This window comes from Kumtagia sp. (assembly GCF_059502445.1).
Genome location: NZ_JCACER010000037.1, coordinates 38,671 through 52,861 on the forward strand (window position 1 = coordinate 38,671; position 14,191 = coordinate 52,861).

Annotated in this window: 17 protein-coding genes; 13 read left to right on the forward strand and 4 right to left on the reverse strand. The window is 67.6% G+C overall.

The window, feature by feature from the left end:
- Positions 1–43: 43 nt before the first annotated feature.
- The gene (locus tag AC5JDC_RS13915; protein WP_495841925.1) at positions 44–346 is read right to left on the reverse strand and encodes a BolA family protein; all 303 of its coding nucleotides are present in this window, start codon (positions 344–346) and stop codon (positions 44–46) included.
- A gap of 141 nt (positions 347–487) precedes the next feature.
- Between AC5JDC_RS13915 and AC5JDC_RS13920 the strand changes: the two genes are divergently transcribed.
- From AC5JDC_RS13920 to AC5JDC_RS13950, 7 genes are all read left to right on the forward strand, one after another.
- A complete protein-coding gene (locus AC5JDC_RS13920; RefSeq protein ID WP_495841927.1) occupies positions 488–1,105 on the forward strand; it encodes a J domain-containing protein in 618 nt (205 codons plus the stop codon).
- A gap of 122 nt (positions 1,106–1,227) precedes the next feature.
- On the forward strand, positions 1,228–2,214 hold the full coding sequence (gene cobS, locus AC5JDC_RS13925) for a cobaltochelatase subunit CobS (protein ID WP_106775083.1): 987 nt from the start codon (positions 1,228–1,230) through the stop codon (positions 2,212–2,214).
- Between the two features lie 27 nt (positions 2,215–2,241).
- Positions 2,242–2,478 carry a type II toxin-antitoxin system HicA family toxin gene (locus AC5JDC_RS13930; RefSeq protein WP_495841929.1) on the forward strand — a complete coding sequence of 79 codons (237 nt, stop codon included), beginning with the start codon at positions 2,242–2,244 and terminating at the stop codon, positions 2,476–2,478.
- Positions 2,475–2,744, forward strand: coding sequence for a type II toxin-antitoxin system HicB family antitoxin (locus tag AC5JDC_RS13935; protein ID WP_495841931.1), 270 nt, complete (start codon positions 2,475–2,477; stop codon positions 2,742–2,744). Before AC5JDC_RS13930 ends, AC5JDC_RS13935 begins: the two co-directional genes overlap by 4 nt.
- A gap of 101 nt (positions 2,745–2,845) precedes the next feature.
- Positions 2,846–3,256: a hypothetical protein gene (locus AC5JDC_RS13940; protein ID WP_106775084.1), complete on the forward strand. Its 411-nt coding sequence runs from the start codon at positions 2,846–2,848 to the stop codon at positions 3,254–3,256.
- A 12-nt stretch (positions 3,257–3,268) separates the two neighbouring features.
- Positions 3,269–5,167 carry a cobaltochelatase subunit CobT gene (gene cobT / locus AC5JDC_RS13945; protein WP_106775085.1) on the forward strand — a complete coding sequence of 633 codons (1,899 nt, stop codon included), beginning with the start codon at positions 3,269–3,271 and terminating at the stop codon, positions 5,165–5,167.
- Positions 5,168–5,397: 230 nt separating this feature from the next.
- On the forward strand, positions 5,398–6,396 hold the full coding sequence (locus AC5JDC_RS13950; RefSeq protein WP_495841934.1) for an esterase-like activity of phytase family protein: 999 nt from the start codon (positions 5,398–5,400) through the stop codon (positions 6,394–6,396).
- Between the two features lie 180 nt (positions 6,397–6,576).
- Here the strand turns inward: AC5JDC_RS13950 and AC5JDC_RS13955 are convergent, their stop codons facing one another.
- The gene (locus tag AC5JDC_RS13955; RefSeq protein ID WP_495841936.1) at positions 6,577–7,677 is read right to left on the reverse strand and encodes a saccharopine dehydrogenase family protein; all 1,101 of its coding nucleotides are present in this window, start codon (positions 7,675–7,677) and stop codon (positions 6,577–6,579) included.
- Positions 7,678–7,795: 118 nt separating this feature from the next.
- Between AC5JDC_RS13955 and AC5JDC_RS13960 the strand changes: the two genes are divergently transcribed.
- The gene (locus AC5JDC_RS13960) at positions 7,796–8,224 is read left to right on the forward strand and encodes an Lrp/AsnC family transcriptional regulator (RefSeq protein WP_106775600.1); all 429 of its coding nucleotides are present in this window, start codon (positions 7,796–7,798) and stop codon (positions 8,222–8,224) included.
- A 188-nt stretch (positions 8,225–8,412) separates the two neighbouring features.
- Entirely contained in the window at positions 8,413–9,459 is a 1,047-nt protein-coding gene (locus AC5JDC_RS13965) for a TRAP transporter substrate-binding protein (protein ID WP_495841938.1), read from the forward strand.
- Between the two features lie 205 nt (positions 9,460–9,664).
- Here AC5JDC_RS13965 and AC5JDC_RS13970 read toward each other — a convergent pair whose 3' ends face one another.
- Entirely contained in the window at positions 9,665–10,033 is a 369-nt protein-coding gene (locus AC5JDC_RS13970) for a DsrE family protein (protein ID WP_495841940.1), read from the reverse strand.
- A 76-nt stretch (positions 10,034–10,109) separates the two neighbouring features.
- Here AC5JDC_RS13970 and AC5JDC_RS13975 point away from each other — a divergent pair, with 76 nt between their 5' ends.
- The 3 genes from AC5JDC_RS13975 (at position 10,110) to AC5JDC_RS13985 (ending at position 12,695) form a co-directional block, all read left to right on the forward strand.
- Entirely contained in the window at positions 10,110–11,099 is a 990-nt protein-coding gene (locus AC5JDC_RS13975; RefSeq protein ID WP_495841975.1) for an AraC family transcriptional regulator, read from the forward strand.
- A gap of 199 nt (positions 11,100–11,298) precedes the next feature.
- Positions 11,299–11,862: a TetR/AcrR family transcriptional regulator gene (locus tag AC5JDC_RS13980; protein WP_495841942.1), complete on the forward strand. Its 564-nt coding sequence runs from the start codon at positions 11,299–11,301 to the stop codon at positions 11,860–11,862.
- Positions 11,859–12,695, forward strand: a complete 837-nt coding sequence (locus AC5JDC_RS13985; protein ID WP_495841945.1) for an EamA family transporter — start codon at positions 11,859–11,861, stop codon at positions 12,693–12,695. Before AC5JDC_RS13980 ends, AC5JDC_RS13985 begins: the two co-directional genes overlap by 4 nt.
- Positions 12,696–12,726: 31 nt before the next feature.
- Here the strand turns inward: AC5JDC_RS13985 and AC5JDC_RS13990 are convergent, their stop codons facing one another.
- Positions 12,727–13,218: a MarR family winged helix-turn-helix transcriptional regulator gene (locus AC5JDC_RS13990; protein ID WP_495841947.1), complete on the reverse strand. Its 492-nt coding sequence runs from the start codon at positions 13,216–13,218 to the stop codon at positions 12,727–12,729.
- 85 nt (positions 13,219–13,303) lie between these two features.
- Here AC5JDC_RS13990 and AC5JDC_RS13995 point away from each other — a divergent pair, with 85 nt between their 5' ends.
- Positions 13,304–14,188 carry an EamA family transporter gene (locus AC5JDC_RS13995; RefSeq protein WP_495841949.1) on the forward strand — a complete coding sequence of 295 codons (885 nt, stop codon included), beginning with the start codon at positions 13,304–13,306 and terminating at the stop codon, positions 14,186–14,188.
- Positions 14,189–14,191: the final 3 nt, after the last annotated feature.

Below are 14,191 nucleotides of genomic sequence, written 5' to 3' on the forward strand. Positions count from 1 at the left end.
AAAACGCAGCGGAGAGCGACCGTCGCCGAGAGCGGGGAACCCCTTACCACCGCGTCTTCTCGCCGGGTGCCGCCGGCTCGATCGCCAGCGCGTGCAGGCCGGCCTTCAGTTCGGGCGCGAGCAGGTCGTTGACGGCGCGGTGGCGCTCGACCCGGCTCTTGCCGGCGAAGGCGGCCGACACGATGCGGATGCGGAAATGCGTCTCGCCGGTGCCGTCGAAAGTGGCGTGATGCCCCGATTCGACGTGGTGATGGCCGGCGTGCAGATGGCTTTCGTTGACGACCTCGAGCCGTTCGGGCGCGAATGTTTCGGTCAGCTTGGCCTCGATAACCACCTGCAAGGACATTATATCTCCTGTGGACGCCATGGCCGGCGGTCGCGAGAGCGGGGTGCCGGTCAAATTTAATCCGCGATTCAGCGGTTAGGGCGATCCTTCCCGAAATGTCAATTCTTGTTTCGCATCTGCGAACGCACCATAACAGCCCGAATGAGCACGTTTTCGAAATATTTCGAGAAGATCCGCGTGCGCCCCGACCCCCAGGCCGAGGCGAAGGCGGCCGCGCCGCTCTGCCAGTGGGACGGCTGCAAGGAGGCGGGCACGCATCGCGCGCCGGTCGGACGCATGCGCGAGGGGGAGTATTTCCGCTTCTGCTTCGACCACGTGCGCGAATACAACAAGGGCTTCAACTATTTCGCCGGGGCACCGGCGGCGGAGATCGCGCGCTTCCAGAAGGAGGCGCTGACCGGCCATCGGCCGACCTGGACGGTTGCCTCCAATGGCAGCGCCCGCTTCGCGCCCGACTTCTCGACCAAGCGTTCGGGCCGCGCCGGCTATTACAAGAACGTGCGCGATCCGTTCAACCTGTTCTCGCAGCAGCGTGCCGAGGCGCCGGCAGCCGAAATCCGGGCCAGGCCGCTTGAGGCCAAGGCACTGGAAACGCTTGGCCTTGCAGCCGACGCGACTGGCGCGGCCATCAAGTCGCGCTATAAGGAACTCGTCAAGCGCCACCATCCCGATACCAATGGCGGCGACAGGGGTTCCGAAGAACGCTTCCGCGAGGTCATCCAGGCGTATCGCATGCTCAGGCAGGCGGGTCGTTGCTGAGCCGACGGGCTGCTGGTCCTTTTTCCAACTTTCAACCGGCTGGAAAAGGTTCTAAAGACGCGCGCGGACAAGCGGACAATCATATGCCGGCGAAGGCCCCGGGCTTCGCTCGTGGAGACAGCATGAACAAGGTCGATCGCGACATCGCAAACCTGCCGGACACGACGGTCTCCGTGAAGGAGAAGTTCGGCTTCGAATCCAGGATGGTCGTGCCGGCCTATTCGACGCCCAGCGAGCATGTGCCGGATCTCGATCCCGACTATCTGTTCGACAGGCAGACGACGCTGGCGATCCTCTCCGGCTTCGCCTTCAACCGCCGCGTCATGGTGTCGGGCTATCACGGCACCGGCAAGTCGACGCATATCGAGCAGGTGGCGGCCCGCCTCAACTGGCCCTGCGTGCGCGTCAACCTCGACAGCCATGTCAGCCGCATCGATCTCGTCGGCAAGGACGCGATCGTGCTGAAGGAGGGCAAGCAGGTCACCGAGTTCCGTGACGGCATCCTGCCCTGGGCCTACCAGCACAATGTGGCGCTCTGCTTCGACGAATACGATGCCGGCCGCCCGGACGTGATGTTCGTCATCCAGCGCGTGCTGGAAAGCTCCGGCCGCCTGACGCTGCTCGACCAGAGCCGCGTCATCCGGCCGCATCCGGCCTTCCGCCTGTTCGCCACCGCCAACACGGTCGGGCTGGGCGACACCACCGGTCTTTACCACGGCACCCAGCAGATCAACCAGGCCCAGATGGACCGCTGGTCGATCGTCACCACGCTCAACTACCTGCCGCACGACAACGAGGTGGCGATCGTGCTGGCCAAGGCCAAGCACTACCGCGACGCCAAGGGCAAGGACATCGTCAACAAGATGGTGCGGGTGGCCGACATGACCCGCTCGGCCTTCATCAACGGCGACCTCTCCACCGTCATGAGCCCTCGCACGGTGATCACCTGGGCCGAGAACGCGGAGATCTTCGGCGACGTCGGCATGGCCTTCCGGCTCACCTTCCTCAACAAGTGCGACGAGCTGGAGCGGCCGATCGTGGCGGAATTCTACCAGCGCTCGTTCGGGCAGGACCTGCCGGAGAGCGCGGCCAACGTGGTGCTGAGCTAGCAGCGCTGGCGGGCGAGATGCGCAACGATGGGCAAAACGATCGACCGCATGCGCGCCAATCCCCGGGCGGACTGGCAGATCAGCGATGTCGAGAAGGCATGTAGGGAAGCCGGCGTCTCCTGCATGAAGCCGGCTGGCGGTTCGCACTTCAAGGTTGGCAATGCGCATGGCGGCCGCCGCCTCACAATACCCGCGCGCCGACCCATCAAGCCGGTGTATATTGCGATGCTTGTCGAGTTCCTGGATGAGGAAGGTGAGACATGATCGTGCGTTCGAAGCTCGTCGATGCGGGAGGCGCCTTGTTCGACCCGGCAGCCTACGAAGTCACCGTGCGGCCACTGAAAGACGCGGAAGGTGGAGGCTGGCTCGCGACTATCCCTGCCTTGCCAGGTTGCACGGGTGACGGCCAGACGGAGATGGATGCCATAGAAGACGTAAGGCTGGCCGCATTGGAATGGGCGGAAGCAGCCGTGAACGACGGCGACGCTATTCCCGTGCCGTCTTATCGCAATTCCATGGCCGCGGAGTAGGCCTGTACGGCGTTGGCGGGAGCGAAAAGAATTTTGATGGCAGGCCCCGGCGACAATTTGCGCGGAGAGCGCGGCGGTGCCAAGTCGAGCGGGAGCGTCCAGTGAGCCGGTTCGGATGGAGCCTGCTCTGCCTGCTGGCCTGTGGATGCGCGGCATATCCGACCGTCCCGAATGGCGATTTCCTGTTGAGCACGACCACCCAGCTCGGCTACTTCCCGCCCCGGCTGGATACGCGGGAACGCCACGAGACGGTGAAGACTTTGCTCCGAAACGGCGCTTCCTGCTCGACCAGGCCTGGCGAGCATTGGGTCACCCGTTGCGCCTATGCCTATTGCGTCGACGCGCGGCCGCGCATCCTGACCTGGACCGTCGGGTACTCCGTGACGATCCGGACGGTGCGGCCCGGGGCGCTTGAAGAGATCGCGAGTGTGTGCGTGCCGCACCAGCTGTATGCTACGCAGAACGCCTACGCCGCCCGCAACGGTGCGACCCTCGTGTCGCTGGATTATTAGAGAGAGGTTTTCGTGGCCGGCCCCGGCGACAACACCCGCAACAAGCCGAAGCCCGGCGCCGACACCGACCAGTTCAAGCGTGCGGTGACGGTGTGCATGCGCGCCATCTCCGGCGACCGCGAGCTGGAGGTCGGCTTCGCCAAGGACAAGCCGGCGCTGGCCGGCAGCCGGGCGCGGCTGCCCGACCTGCCCAAGAAGCCGACAGCGGCCGACGTCGCGGTGACGCGCGGGCTGGGCGATTCGATGGCGCTGAAGCGCGCCTGCCACGACACGCGCGTCCACACGCGGCTGGCGCCCGAAGGCAAGCAGGCGCGCGCCGTGTTCGACGCGGTCGAGCAGGCGCGGGTGGAATCGATCGGCTCGCGCCGCATGGCCGGCGTCGCCGACAATATCGGCCACATGCTGGAGGACAAATACGTCCGCGCCAACCTGTCGGACGTGCGCGACCAGGCGGAAGCGCCGCTGGAAGAGGCGCTGGCGCTGATGGTGCGCGAAAAGCTGACCGGCCGGCCGGTGCCCAAGAGCGGCGAGAAGATGGTGTCGCTGTGGCGCGACTGGGTGGAGGAGAAGTCCGGCGCGGTGCTCGACGGGCTCGCCGACAAGCTCGACGACCAGCAGGCCTTCGCCCGGCTGGTGCGCGACATGCTCGCTTCCATGAGCATGGCCGAGGAACTCGCCGACGACCAGCAGAGCGACGAGACCGACAGCGAGGAGAACGAGCCGCAGGGCGAGGAGAACAGCGAGGAGGGCGGCGAGGACGATTCCGCCGGCGAGCAGGCCCAGCCCGAGGAAACCGACGCCTCCTCCGAGGACGAGCAGGCCGGCGAGATGGAAGCCGCCGACGCCGACACGGACGACGTCTCCGACGACGAGGAGGCCGACGCCGAGACCCCCGGCGAGGCCAGGCGCAAGGACAACCCGTTCACCAACCTGCCGAAGGAGATCGACTACAAGGTCTTCACCACCGCCTTCGACGAGACCATAGGGGCGGAGGATCTGTGCGACGAGGAGGAGCTCGACCGGCTGCGCGCCTTCCTCGACAAGCAGCTCGCCAACCTCTCGGGCGTGGTCGGGCGGCTCGCCAACCGGCTGCAGCGCCGCCTGATGGCGCAGCAGAACCGCTCCTGGGACTTCGACCTGGAGGAGGGCTACCTCGATCCGGCCCGCCTGGTCAGGGTGGTGCTCGACCCGATGCAGCCGCTGTCCTTCAAGCAGGAGCGCGACACCAAGTTCCGCGACACCGTGGTGACGCTGGTGCTCGACAATTCCGGCTCGATGCGCGGCCGGCCGATCACCGTGGCGGCGACCTGCGCCGACATTCTGGCGCGCACGCTGGAGCGCTGCGGCGTGTCCGTCGAGATCCTCGGCTTCACCACCCGCGCCTGGAAGGGCGGGCAGGCGCGCGAGAAGTGGCTGAAGGACGGCAAGCCGGCCAATCCCGGCCGGCTCAACGATTTGCGCCACATCATCTACAAGAGCGCCGACACGCCATGGCGGCGCGCCCGCCGCAACCTCGGCCTGATGATGCGCGAGGGGCTGCTCAAGGAGAACATCGACGGCGAGGCGCTGCTGTGGGCGCACAACCGCCTGATCGGGCGGCCGGAGCAGCGCAAGATCCTGATGATGATCTCGGACGGCGCGCCGGTCGACGATTCGACGCTGTCGGTCAATCCCGGCAATTATCTGGAGCGGCACCTGCGCGGCGTCATCGAGCTGATCGAGACGCGCTCGCCGGTCGAACTGCTGGCCATCGGCATCGGCCACGACGTGACGCGCTACTACCGCCGTGCCGTCACCATCGTCGACGCCGAGGAGCTTGCCGGCGCCATGACCGAGCAGCTCGCGGGGCTGTTCGAAGAGGAGACGCCGCGCGACATGCGCCGGTCGGGCGGTTTTCGGCGGGCTGGATGAGCGCTGGTTTCCGTTTGGCGCGATTGATCTCTGAACGGCTGGCGTCGCGCTCTGTCGCACCCCCCTCTGTCCTGCCGGACATCTCCCCCGCAAGGGGGGAGATTGGCAGTTTCGACCCTGCCGTCTCTCCTGCAAGGCTGGTGATTGGCGAAAGCCGCGGTGACGACCAATCTCCCCCCTTGCGGGGGAGATGTCCGGCAGGGCAGAGGGGGGTGCGAAGGAACGTAGCGTTGGCTGGATGGCTCCTCGCTGCTCTCATCTGCCATCTGCCTTCTGCGCCCGCCCATGCCGATCCCGCCCCTGTCGAGCGCATGGACGTCACGTCGCGCCCGATCGAACGCTTCCACATCGGCCGCGACCAGAAGCAGTTCGGGCCTCTCGAATTCGTCGGCGGGCTCGAGATGACGGCGCGGGGCGCCGATTTCGGCGCCATGTCGGCGTTCCGTTTCCTGAAACCCGGATCGGACTTCATCGGCGTCGCCGACACCGGCTTCTGGTTCTTCGGCACGATCGCCCGTGACGCACAGGGCCGGCCGGCCGGCGTCGAGAATTTCCGCATGGTGCCGATGGTCGACGAGGCCGGCCAGCCGATCGGCAGGAAATGGGAGGTCGACGCCGAAGGACTGGACGTCGAGGGCAACGTCGCCACGGTCGGCTTCGAGCGCAACCACCGCATCGCCCAGTTCCGCATCGAGCCCGGCGACATGAGGGCGCCGGTGCGCCAGCTCGACTTCCTGGTGCCGAAGAACGAGCTGCGCCAGAACCGCGGCTTCGAGACGGTGACGCGGGCGCCGGCTGACGGGCCGCATCGCGGCGGGCTGGTCGTCGTCTCGGAAAAGAGCCTCGACAAGGCCGGCAACATCTTCGCCGCCATCATCGAAGGGCCAGACAAGGGCATCTTCACGGTGAAGCGCAGCGGCGACTTCGACATCACCGACGGCGCCTTCCTGCCCGACGGCGACCTGCTCTTGCTGGAGCGCAGCTACAGGATGGCCGACGGCGTCAAGATGCGGCTGCGCCGCATCGCCGGCGCCTCGATCGCTCGGGGAAAGGTCGCCGACGGCCCCGTGCTGCTGGAGGCCGACATGGCTTACCAGATCGACAACATGGAAGGCATGGACGTCTGGCAGCGCGCCGACGGCGCCACCATGGTGTCGGTCATCTCCGACGACAACCACTCGATCCTGCAGCGCAACCTCTACTTGGAGTTCCGCCTGCACAACGATTAATCCCTCCCCCTTGAGGGGTGGCCAGACGAAGTCTGGCCGGGTGGGGTCGCAACGGCCGTGCTCGACGCCCTCTTTGGTGTCGGGTCGGCGCAGTTTCTGAGCGTCCCGCGCTTCCGAGGTTATCCCACCCGGCCAGCCTTCGGCTGGCCACCCTCCCCGCAAGGAGGAGGGGTGGTCGCGCTATGCCGCCAGGTGCCCGGCGCTCGCCTGGGCATAGTTGTGGCCGAAGCGGTTGGCCAGGAACGCGTCGAGCGCGATGTCCTCCTGGCGGACGAAACCTTCCTGCGGCAGCCGGCCCCCGGCGAGCAGGTCGAGCACGGCGGCGATGCCGGAGGCGGTGGTGATCTGGATGGCGCTGCGCGTCACGCCGCCGATCTGGCGGCTGTAGATCTTGTTGGCGTAGCTCTCCTGCAGCAGCCGCCCGCCCTTGCGGCCGGCGACGGTGACGAAGATGACCACCACGTCCTGCAGCGTCGCCGGCAGGGCGTTCTCCAGGATGTCCTTCAGCACCTCGCGGCGGTGGCGCAGGCCGAGGTCGTTGAGCAGCGCCTTCATGATCGCCGCGTGGCCGGGATAGCGGATGGTGCGGTAGTTCAGCGTGCGCACCTTGCCGGCATAGGTCTCGCACAGCGTGCCCAGCCCGCCCGAGGTGTTGAACGCCTCGTAGGTGATGCCGTCGAGCGAGAACTCCTCGCGTTCCTCCAGCGGCGGCACCTCGACCAGCTCGCCCTCGACGATCGCCTCGCAGGGCTCGCAATATTCGTTGATGACCCCGTCGGTGCTCCAGGTCAGGTTGTAGTTGAGCGCATTCGACGGGTATTGCGGCAGCGCGCCGACGCGCATGCGCACGCTCTCCAGCGTGTCGAAGCGTCTTGCCAGGTCGTTGGCGACGATGGAGACGAAGCCGGGCGCCAGGCCGCATTGCGGGATGAAGGCGCTCTTTGCCGTCGCCGCCAGCTCCTTGACGCGGCGGGTGCTCGCCACGTCCTCGGTGAGGTCGAGATAGTGCACGCCGGCGCGGGCGGCGGCTTCGGCGATCTTGACGGTCAGATGGAAGGGAGCGGCCGACAGCACCGCGAACTTTCCGGCGAGCACGGCGTCGAGTTCGGCGCCGTCGGCGAGGTCGATGCGCAGCCGCTTGACCGGCTGCGCGGTGTCGAGCCCGTCGAGCTGCGCCTGCGAACGATCGACGACCGTGACACGATAGTCGCCGCTGGCGGCGAGCAGGTCGGCGATGGTCGAGCCGATCTTGCCGGCTCCGGCGATGACGATCTCTTTCATGGCGAACCTCCGCGCAACCGATCCGGCGGAATCATCGCAGCTTGCCCGTCGAAAGAAAGCCTCTATAGGAAACTTATAAAGGTTCCATTTGGACATTTCGCCGACAAGATTGCTCGAAATGACGACCCAAGCCGACCGCGCCCTGATCGCCCTGCTGCGCGAGAACGCCCGCGCCTCGACCGCCGAGCTGGCGCGCCGGCTCGGCGTGTCGCGCACCACGGTTCAAAGCCGCATCGAGCGGCTGGAGCGGCAGGGCGTGATCGCCGGCTATGGCGTGAAACTGTCGCCGGAGCATGAACGGAACTTGGTCAAGGCGCATATTCTGGTGACGGTGCCGCCGAAACAGTCGGCAGCCGTCGCGGCCGCGCTGCGCGGCATGGCCGAGGTGCGCACGCTGCATTCGGTCAGCGGCAATTTCGACATGATCATCGTCGTCGAGGCGCCGTCGGTCGCCGACCTCGATCTCGTGATCGATCGCATCGGCGCGCTGGACGGCGTCGAGCGCACTCTGTCGTCGATCATCCTGTCGACCCGGATCGACCGCTAGGATCGCGGCCGCGGCCAGGGCGTTGCCGATCAGCTCGAAAGCAGGTTAACGGAGCCTGCAACCATGCGTTAACCCCGCAGTCGTCCGGATGGAAACGGTCCGTCCCCGCTTCGCCGCAACGGCCGAATTTCTGGTAGTATTTTCGGGCGGAGTGCGGCGAGTGGCGTCCGCGACGGGGAGGCGGATCCATGAAGCTCTTTTCCAGAAGGTCGGCGGCCTGTGCGGGTGCCCTCGCCGTCACGGCATGGCTCCATGCCGGCGCGGCGCTGGCGCAGGAGATCACGCTCAAGCTCCACCATTTCCTGGCGGCCGAGGCCAACGCACCGAGGCACATCCTCGATCCCTGGGCCGACAGGATCGAGAGCCAGTCCGGCGGGCGCATCAAGGTGGAACGCTACCCGGCCATGCGGCTCGGCGGCAAGCCTGCCGACCTGATCGATCAGGCGATCGACGGAACGGCGGATATCGTGCTCGCGCTGCCGGGCTATACGCCGGGACGCTTTCCCAGCGCCGAGGTCTTCGAGCTTCCCTTCATGATGACGGAGGCGGAGGCGACATCGCGCGCCTGGTGGGACCTGCTCTCGTCGCGGCTGAAGGACACCGAGTTCAAGGACGTGCATGTCGTTGCCGCCTGGGTGCACGGCCCCGGCGTCATCCATGCGCGCCAGCCGATCGCCACGCTCGGCGACATGAAGGGCAGAAAGCTGCGCGCCCCGACCCGCATGGTGACGGCGCTCATCGGCCGGCTCGGCGCAACGCCGGTCGTCATGCCGATACCGGCGATCACCGACGGCCTCGAAAAGGGCATGATCGACGGCGCGGTAATCCCCTGGGAGGTGGCGGTGCCGCTGAAAGTGCCGGAACTCGCTCCCAATCACACGGAATTCGGCGGCGACCGCGCGCTCTACACCTCCGCCTTCGTGCTGGCGATGAACAAGGCCCGTTACGACGGCCTTCCGGCGGACCTCAAAAAGGTCATCGACGACAATTCCGGCAGCGAGGTGTCGGCGCTGTTCGGCAAAACCATGCAGGCGGACGACGGCGCCGGCCGCAAAGCCGCGCTCGACGCCGGCAACACGATCATCGAACTCGGCGCCGCCGAGGTCGGACCATGGCAGGCGGCGGCCGAACCGATCGTCGAGACCTGGATCGCCGAGATGAAGGCGAAAGACATCGACGGCCAGGCTCTGCTCGACGAGTCGCGGACGCTGATCGACAAATACACCAGGCGATGAACTTGCCGCCTTCCGGCGCGAGCCAGGGCAATCCCGTGCGAGCGTATCCCGGATCGACCGGTAGCCGGCGGAGCGTCCGCGGGCACGGCGCCGGCAGGAGGAGGGCGGGGCAATGTTCCTCCGCCGGAGAGGGTGGGCGGACCTGCCACTGGAAGCAGCCCGAGCCGAATCGAGGGGAAGCCGGTCGCGCCGCTTCGTCCGCCGCTCAGAACGACAATGTCGCCGCTCCGGTCTTGATCTCCGCATGCATGGCGCTCGCGCCGACGATGACGACGCCGTCGAGCAGGTCGGCCTGTTCGTAGCCGCGCGCCTTCACGCAGGGCGGGCAGGCCCAGATGACGCCGCCGCGGCTCTGGAAATCGGCGATCAGGGCGGCGAGCGAGTCGAGCGGCGGCACATGCGTGAACTGCTGCCCGCCGCGGCGGACGAGATCGATGGCCGAGCTGGTGAGGAAGACCGACACCTTCAGGCCGGCGGTCAGTCCGCCATTGGCAATGGTGAACGCGACCGAGGACAGTTCCGAGTCGATGCCCTTGGTCATAAGGATGACAAGATTACGGCTTTCTGCTTGCATGTTGTTTCCATTTGTACATGTTTCTGTTGAATTTTTCTTCATTTACAGGAATAGATAGGAAGCGTCTTTGGCCGGATTGCTGAAATATTTGATCGAAACTCCGGCCCGCCCTTCGGCAGGCAGCGCGACCGACAAGGACGTCCTCTCCGACGTGCTGCGCTCAATCAGGATTTCCGGCTCGGTGCAGTTCTGCTTCATGCCCGGCGGCGCCTGGGAGACGGACGCCTCGCCGTCACCCTACCGGCCGCCGTCTGTGATGCCGTTCCACATCCTCGCCGAAGGCACGTGCTGGGTGGAGCTGGAGGGCGAGCGGGCGACCCTGCGACAGGGCGACGTCGTCGCCTTTCCCCAGGGAACCGGGCATATGGTCGGCGCCGGTACCGGCGGCCGCCTGCTCGACCCAGGCGGGGACCTGCCGCCGAAGCCGTGGCGGGAGGTGCCGATCCTGCGCTATGGCCAGGAGCATCCGCGCGTCCGGCTGATCTGCGGCTACCTGCAATGCGAGGCCGTGGGCTTCCGCCTGCTCAGGGACGCATTGCCGCGCTTCATCCACATCCGCACGGCGGAGGGCGACGATGCCGGCTGGTTCACGGTCATGATCGCGCAGATCGTCGCCGAGATCGAGCGGCCGCGCGCCGGCGGCCTGTCCGTGCTGGAGCGGCTGACCGAGACGATCTTCATCGAGCTGCTGCGGCGCCAGGTCATTTCGGGCCGAACCGGCTCGACGGGATGGCTCGCCGCGCTCGCCGATCCGTCGCTGGGGCGCTGCCTGGCCCTGATCCATGACGACCCCCGGCGGGACTGGTCGGTGCAGGACCTTGCCGCCGCGTCGGGCGTGTCGCGCAGCACGCTTGCCGAGCGCTTCGAGGCGGTACTCGCCACGTCGCCGATGCGCTACGTGCTGGATTGGCGCCTGTGCCTTGCCAGCGTGACCCTGAGCACCACCAGCAAGCCGATCGGGGTCGTCGCGCACGAGGCCGGCTACGGCACGGAAGCCGCCTTCAGCCGCGCCTTCTCGCGCGCCTACGGCACTCCGCCGGCCGCCTGGCGGCAGAACCGGCACTGACGGCCCGAGCGGCGAGGCCGATCCGGCGCGGCACAAGCCTCCCGATAAGTGCGCTCGATGGCGGTGCCTCCGGAGTACCGCCGCCGCCACATGAACCGGACTCCGCCGGGCCTGTCCCGCAGGATGTGGCCGCTTGCGCTTGACTTTCCGCGAATTCACGGCAAAAAGAGACAGACCTGTCTCATCTCTTGGTGTCGTCATGCAGAAGCGTCAGCACGTCATCGAGACCGCCTATCGGCTGTTCAAGCGCGGCGGATTCCACGCGACCGGCATCGATCGCATCATCGCCGAGGCGGGGGTCGCCAAGATGACCATGTACCGGCACTTTCCGAGCAAGGACGAGCTGATCGTCGCCGTCCTGGAATGGCGGGAGCAGCGGTTCGAGCGGCAGCTCGACGGACTCGCGGCAAGCGCCGCCACGCCCGACCGGAAGATCGCGACGATCCTCGACTGGCACGAGCGCTGGTTCGACGGCGCCGATTTCCACGGCTGCCTGTTCCAGCACGCCCTGGCGGAGTTCGAGAGCCGCGACCACCCCGTGCACCGGGCGGCTGCCAGGCAGAAGCTCGGCCTGAAACGGCGGCTGCGCGGGATTCTCGCGGCATCCATGCCGGGTGACCGCGGCGAGGCTGCCGCCACGGCATTGTTCATGCTGATCGAGGGGGCGACGCTGCTTGCCCAGATGGGGCAGGGAAGGGAAGCCATCCGGAGCGCCCGAGCGGCGGCGGCCGCGGTGCTCGCGGCGCCGGCCGGCTATCCATGAGCGCCGCGGTTGTCGGGCTCGCCCTCTCCGCCGCGATCCTGCATGCGAGTTGGAACGCCTTCCTGCGCAGCGGCGCCGACCGGCTGTGGACCGTCACGGTGATGAGTTTTTCCGGCACGCTCGCGGCGCTTCCCTTCGTCTTCATGCAGCCGCTTCCAGCGGGTCCGGCGTGGACCTACATCGGTCTTTCCGCCGTCCTGCAGGTCGCCTACACCGTCTTCCTCGTCGCCGCCTACCGGCACGGGGAACTCGGCCAGATCTATCCGGTCGTGCGCGGCACCGTGCCGCTGCTGGTGACGCTGGGCGGCTTCCTGCTCGCCGGCGAGCAGATCGGACCGTACCAGTCGGCCGGCGTCGTCCTGGTGGCCCTCGGCATCATGAGCCTTTCGCTCGGCAAGGGGCGGGCCGCCGCCTCGTCGATCCTGCTCGCCGCGGCGACGGGCACGATCATCGCCGGCTATGCCACCGTCGACGCGATCGGCGTGCGGATGGCCGGCGACAGCAGGGCCTATGCCGCCTGGGTGGTGGTGCTCTACGGCGTCATGCTGCCGGCGGTGGTGCTCATGCTGCGCGGCAGGCTCACGGTCGATCCGCGTGCGCCGGAGACGTGGAAGGCGCTGGCCGGCGGTGTCGTCGCGGTCCTCGCCTATGGCGCGGTGGTGGCGGCCTTCGCCCTAGGACCTGCCGGTCCCGTCGCCGCCCTGCGGGAAACCAGCGTCGTCTTCGCCGCCCTGATCGGCGGGCTGTTCCTCGGCGAGACGTTGACGCCAAGGCGTCTGCTGGCCTGCGTCGTCGTTACGCTCGGCGCCGTGCTGATCGGCTGCCAGCCGTGAACTCGCGGCCGGACAGCTTCGCCGCCACGGTTCACGAGCCGTCCTCGAAGCCGGCCAGATAGCCGCGCAGCAGGGCGTCTAGTGCCCCCTTGTCCGCTGCCGGCAGCGACGCCACCAGCCGCGCCTGCGTCGCCGCATGCGCGGTGACGGCGGCGTCGATGGCGGAAAACCCCTTGTCGGTCAGCGAGACGATGACGCTGCGGCCGTCTTCCGGATTGTGGCTCCGCTTCACCAGCCCGGCCTTTTCGAGCTGGTCGATGCGGTTGGTGAGCGTGCCCGAGGTGATCATCATGGCGGCCAGCAGATCGCCCGGCGACAGCCCGTAGGGCGGGCCGGAGCGGCGCAGCGTCGCCAGCACGTCGAAGGTGGCGCCGTTCAGCCCGTGCGCGGCAAACGTCTTCTCCATCTCGCGCGACAGATGCGCCGACAGCCGCCGGATGCGGCCGATCAGGCCCATCGGCGCGACGTCCAGGTCGGGGCGCTCGCGTTGCCACTGCGCCAGGATTTCGTCGACGCGGTCCATGCCGCATCATTCCGGCGAGATATCTTGACGTCAAGATGTTTTTCGAACTATCTTGACCTCAAGATAATTCACGAGGACGCGCCTCATGCCCCGCAGCTTCGACATCCTGCTCACGGCGATCGCCCCGGCGATCTGGGGCAGCACCTATCTGGTGACGACGGAGCTTCTGCCCGCCGGCTATCCGCTCACCGTGTCGCTGCTCAGGGCGCTGCCGGCGGGCCTGCTGCTGCTGGTTCTGGTGCGGCAGCTGCCGCACGGCATCTGGTGGGCGCGCGTGTTCGTGCTCGGCGGGCTCAACTTCTCGATCTTCTGGTGGATGCTGTTCGTCTCCGCCTACCGCCTGCCGGGCGGCGTCGCGGCCACGGTGGGCGCCATCCAGCCGCTGATCGTCATCCTGCTGGCGCGGCTGCTGCTCGGCTCGCCGGTTCGGGCGCTGTCGGTAGTCGCCGCGGTCGGCGGGCTGGCGGGCGTGGCGCTGCTCATCCTGACGCCGCAGGCGGCGCTTGATCCGGTCGGCATCGCCGCCGGGCTTGTCGGCGCGCTGGCGATGGCCGCCGGCACAGTGCTCACCCGCCGCTGGCAGCCGCCGGTGTCGCCGCTCACCTTCACCGCCTGGCAGCTCACAGCCGGCGGCCTGCTGCTCATTCCCATCGTGCTGTGGAGCGAGCCGCCGCTGCCGCATCTCACCGGCGCCAACCTGCTGGGTTTCGCCTATCTCGGCCTGATCGGCGCGGCCTTCACCTACATCCTGTGGTTCCGCGGCATCGCGCGGCTGGAGCCTTCGGTGGTGTCGCCGCTCAGCTTCTTCAGTCCGATGACCGCGGTGATCCTCGGCTGGGCGGTGCTCGGCCAGTCGCTCAGCCCGGCCCAGCTCGCCGGCATGGCCGCCGTGCTCGCCAGCGTCTGGCTCAGCCAGCGGGCGCAGCAGAAGGCGCCTGCGCCGCGGCCGGTCGACGGAAAATCGCGATAGCCG

Excerpts from the sequence above, each read along its gene's own strand:
- AC5JDC_RS13915 (WP_495841925.1), bottom strand. The coding sequence starts at position 346 with ATGTCCTTGCAGGTGGTTATCGAGGCCAAGCTGACCGAAACATTCGCG.
- AC5JDC_RS13920 (WP_495841927.1), top strand. The coding sequence starts at position 488 with ATGAGCACGTTTTCGAAATATTTCGAGAAGATCCGCGTGCGCCCCGAC.
- cobS (WP_106775083.1), top strand. The coding sequence starts at position 1,228 with ATGAACAAGGTCGATCGCGACATCGCAAACCTGCCGGACACGACGGTC.
- AC5JDC_RS13930 (WP_495841929.1), top strand. The coding sequence starts at position 2,242 with ATGGGCAAAACGATCGACCGCATGCGCGCCAATCCCCGGGCGGACTGG.
- AC5JDC_RS13935 (WP_495841931.1), top strand. The coding sequence starts at position 2,475 with ATGATCGTGCGTTCGAAGCTCGTCGATGCGGGAGGCGCCTTGTTCGAC.
- AC5JDC_RS13955 (WP_495841936.1), bottom strand. The coding sequence starts at position 7,677 with ATGAAAGAGATCGTCATCGCCGGAGCCGGCAAGATCGGCTCGACCATC.
- AC5JDC_RS13960 (WP_106775600.1), top strand. The coding sequence starts at position 7,796 with ATGACGACCCAAGCCGACCGCGCCCTGATCGCCCTGCTGCGCGAGAAC.
- AC5JDC_RS13965 (WP_495841938.1), top strand. The coding sequence starts at position 8,413 with ATGAAGCTCTTTTCCAGAAGGTCGGCGGCCTGTGCGGGTGCCCTCGCC.
- AC5JDC_RS13970 (WP_495841940.1), bottom strand. The coding sequence starts at position 10,033 with ATGCAAGCAGAAAGCCGTAATCTTGTCATCCTTATGACCAAGGGCATC.
- AC5JDC_RS13980 (WP_495841942.1), top strand. The coding sequence starts at position 11,299 with ATGCAGAAGCGTCAGCACGTCATCGAGACCGCCTATCGGCTGTTCAAG.
- AC5JDC_RS13985 (WP_495841945.1), top strand. The coding sequence starts at position 11,859 with ATGAGCGCCGCGGTTGTCGGGCTCGCCCTCTCCGCCGCGATCCTGCAT.
- AC5JDC_RS13990 (WP_495841947.1), bottom strand. The coding sequence starts at position 13,218 with ATGGACCGCGTCGACGAAATCCTGGCGCAGTGGCAACGCGAGCGCCCC.
- AC5JDC_RS13995 (WP_495841949.1), top strand. The coding sequence starts at position 13,304 with ATGCCCCGCAGCTTCGACATCCTGCTCACGGCGATCGCCCCGGCGATC.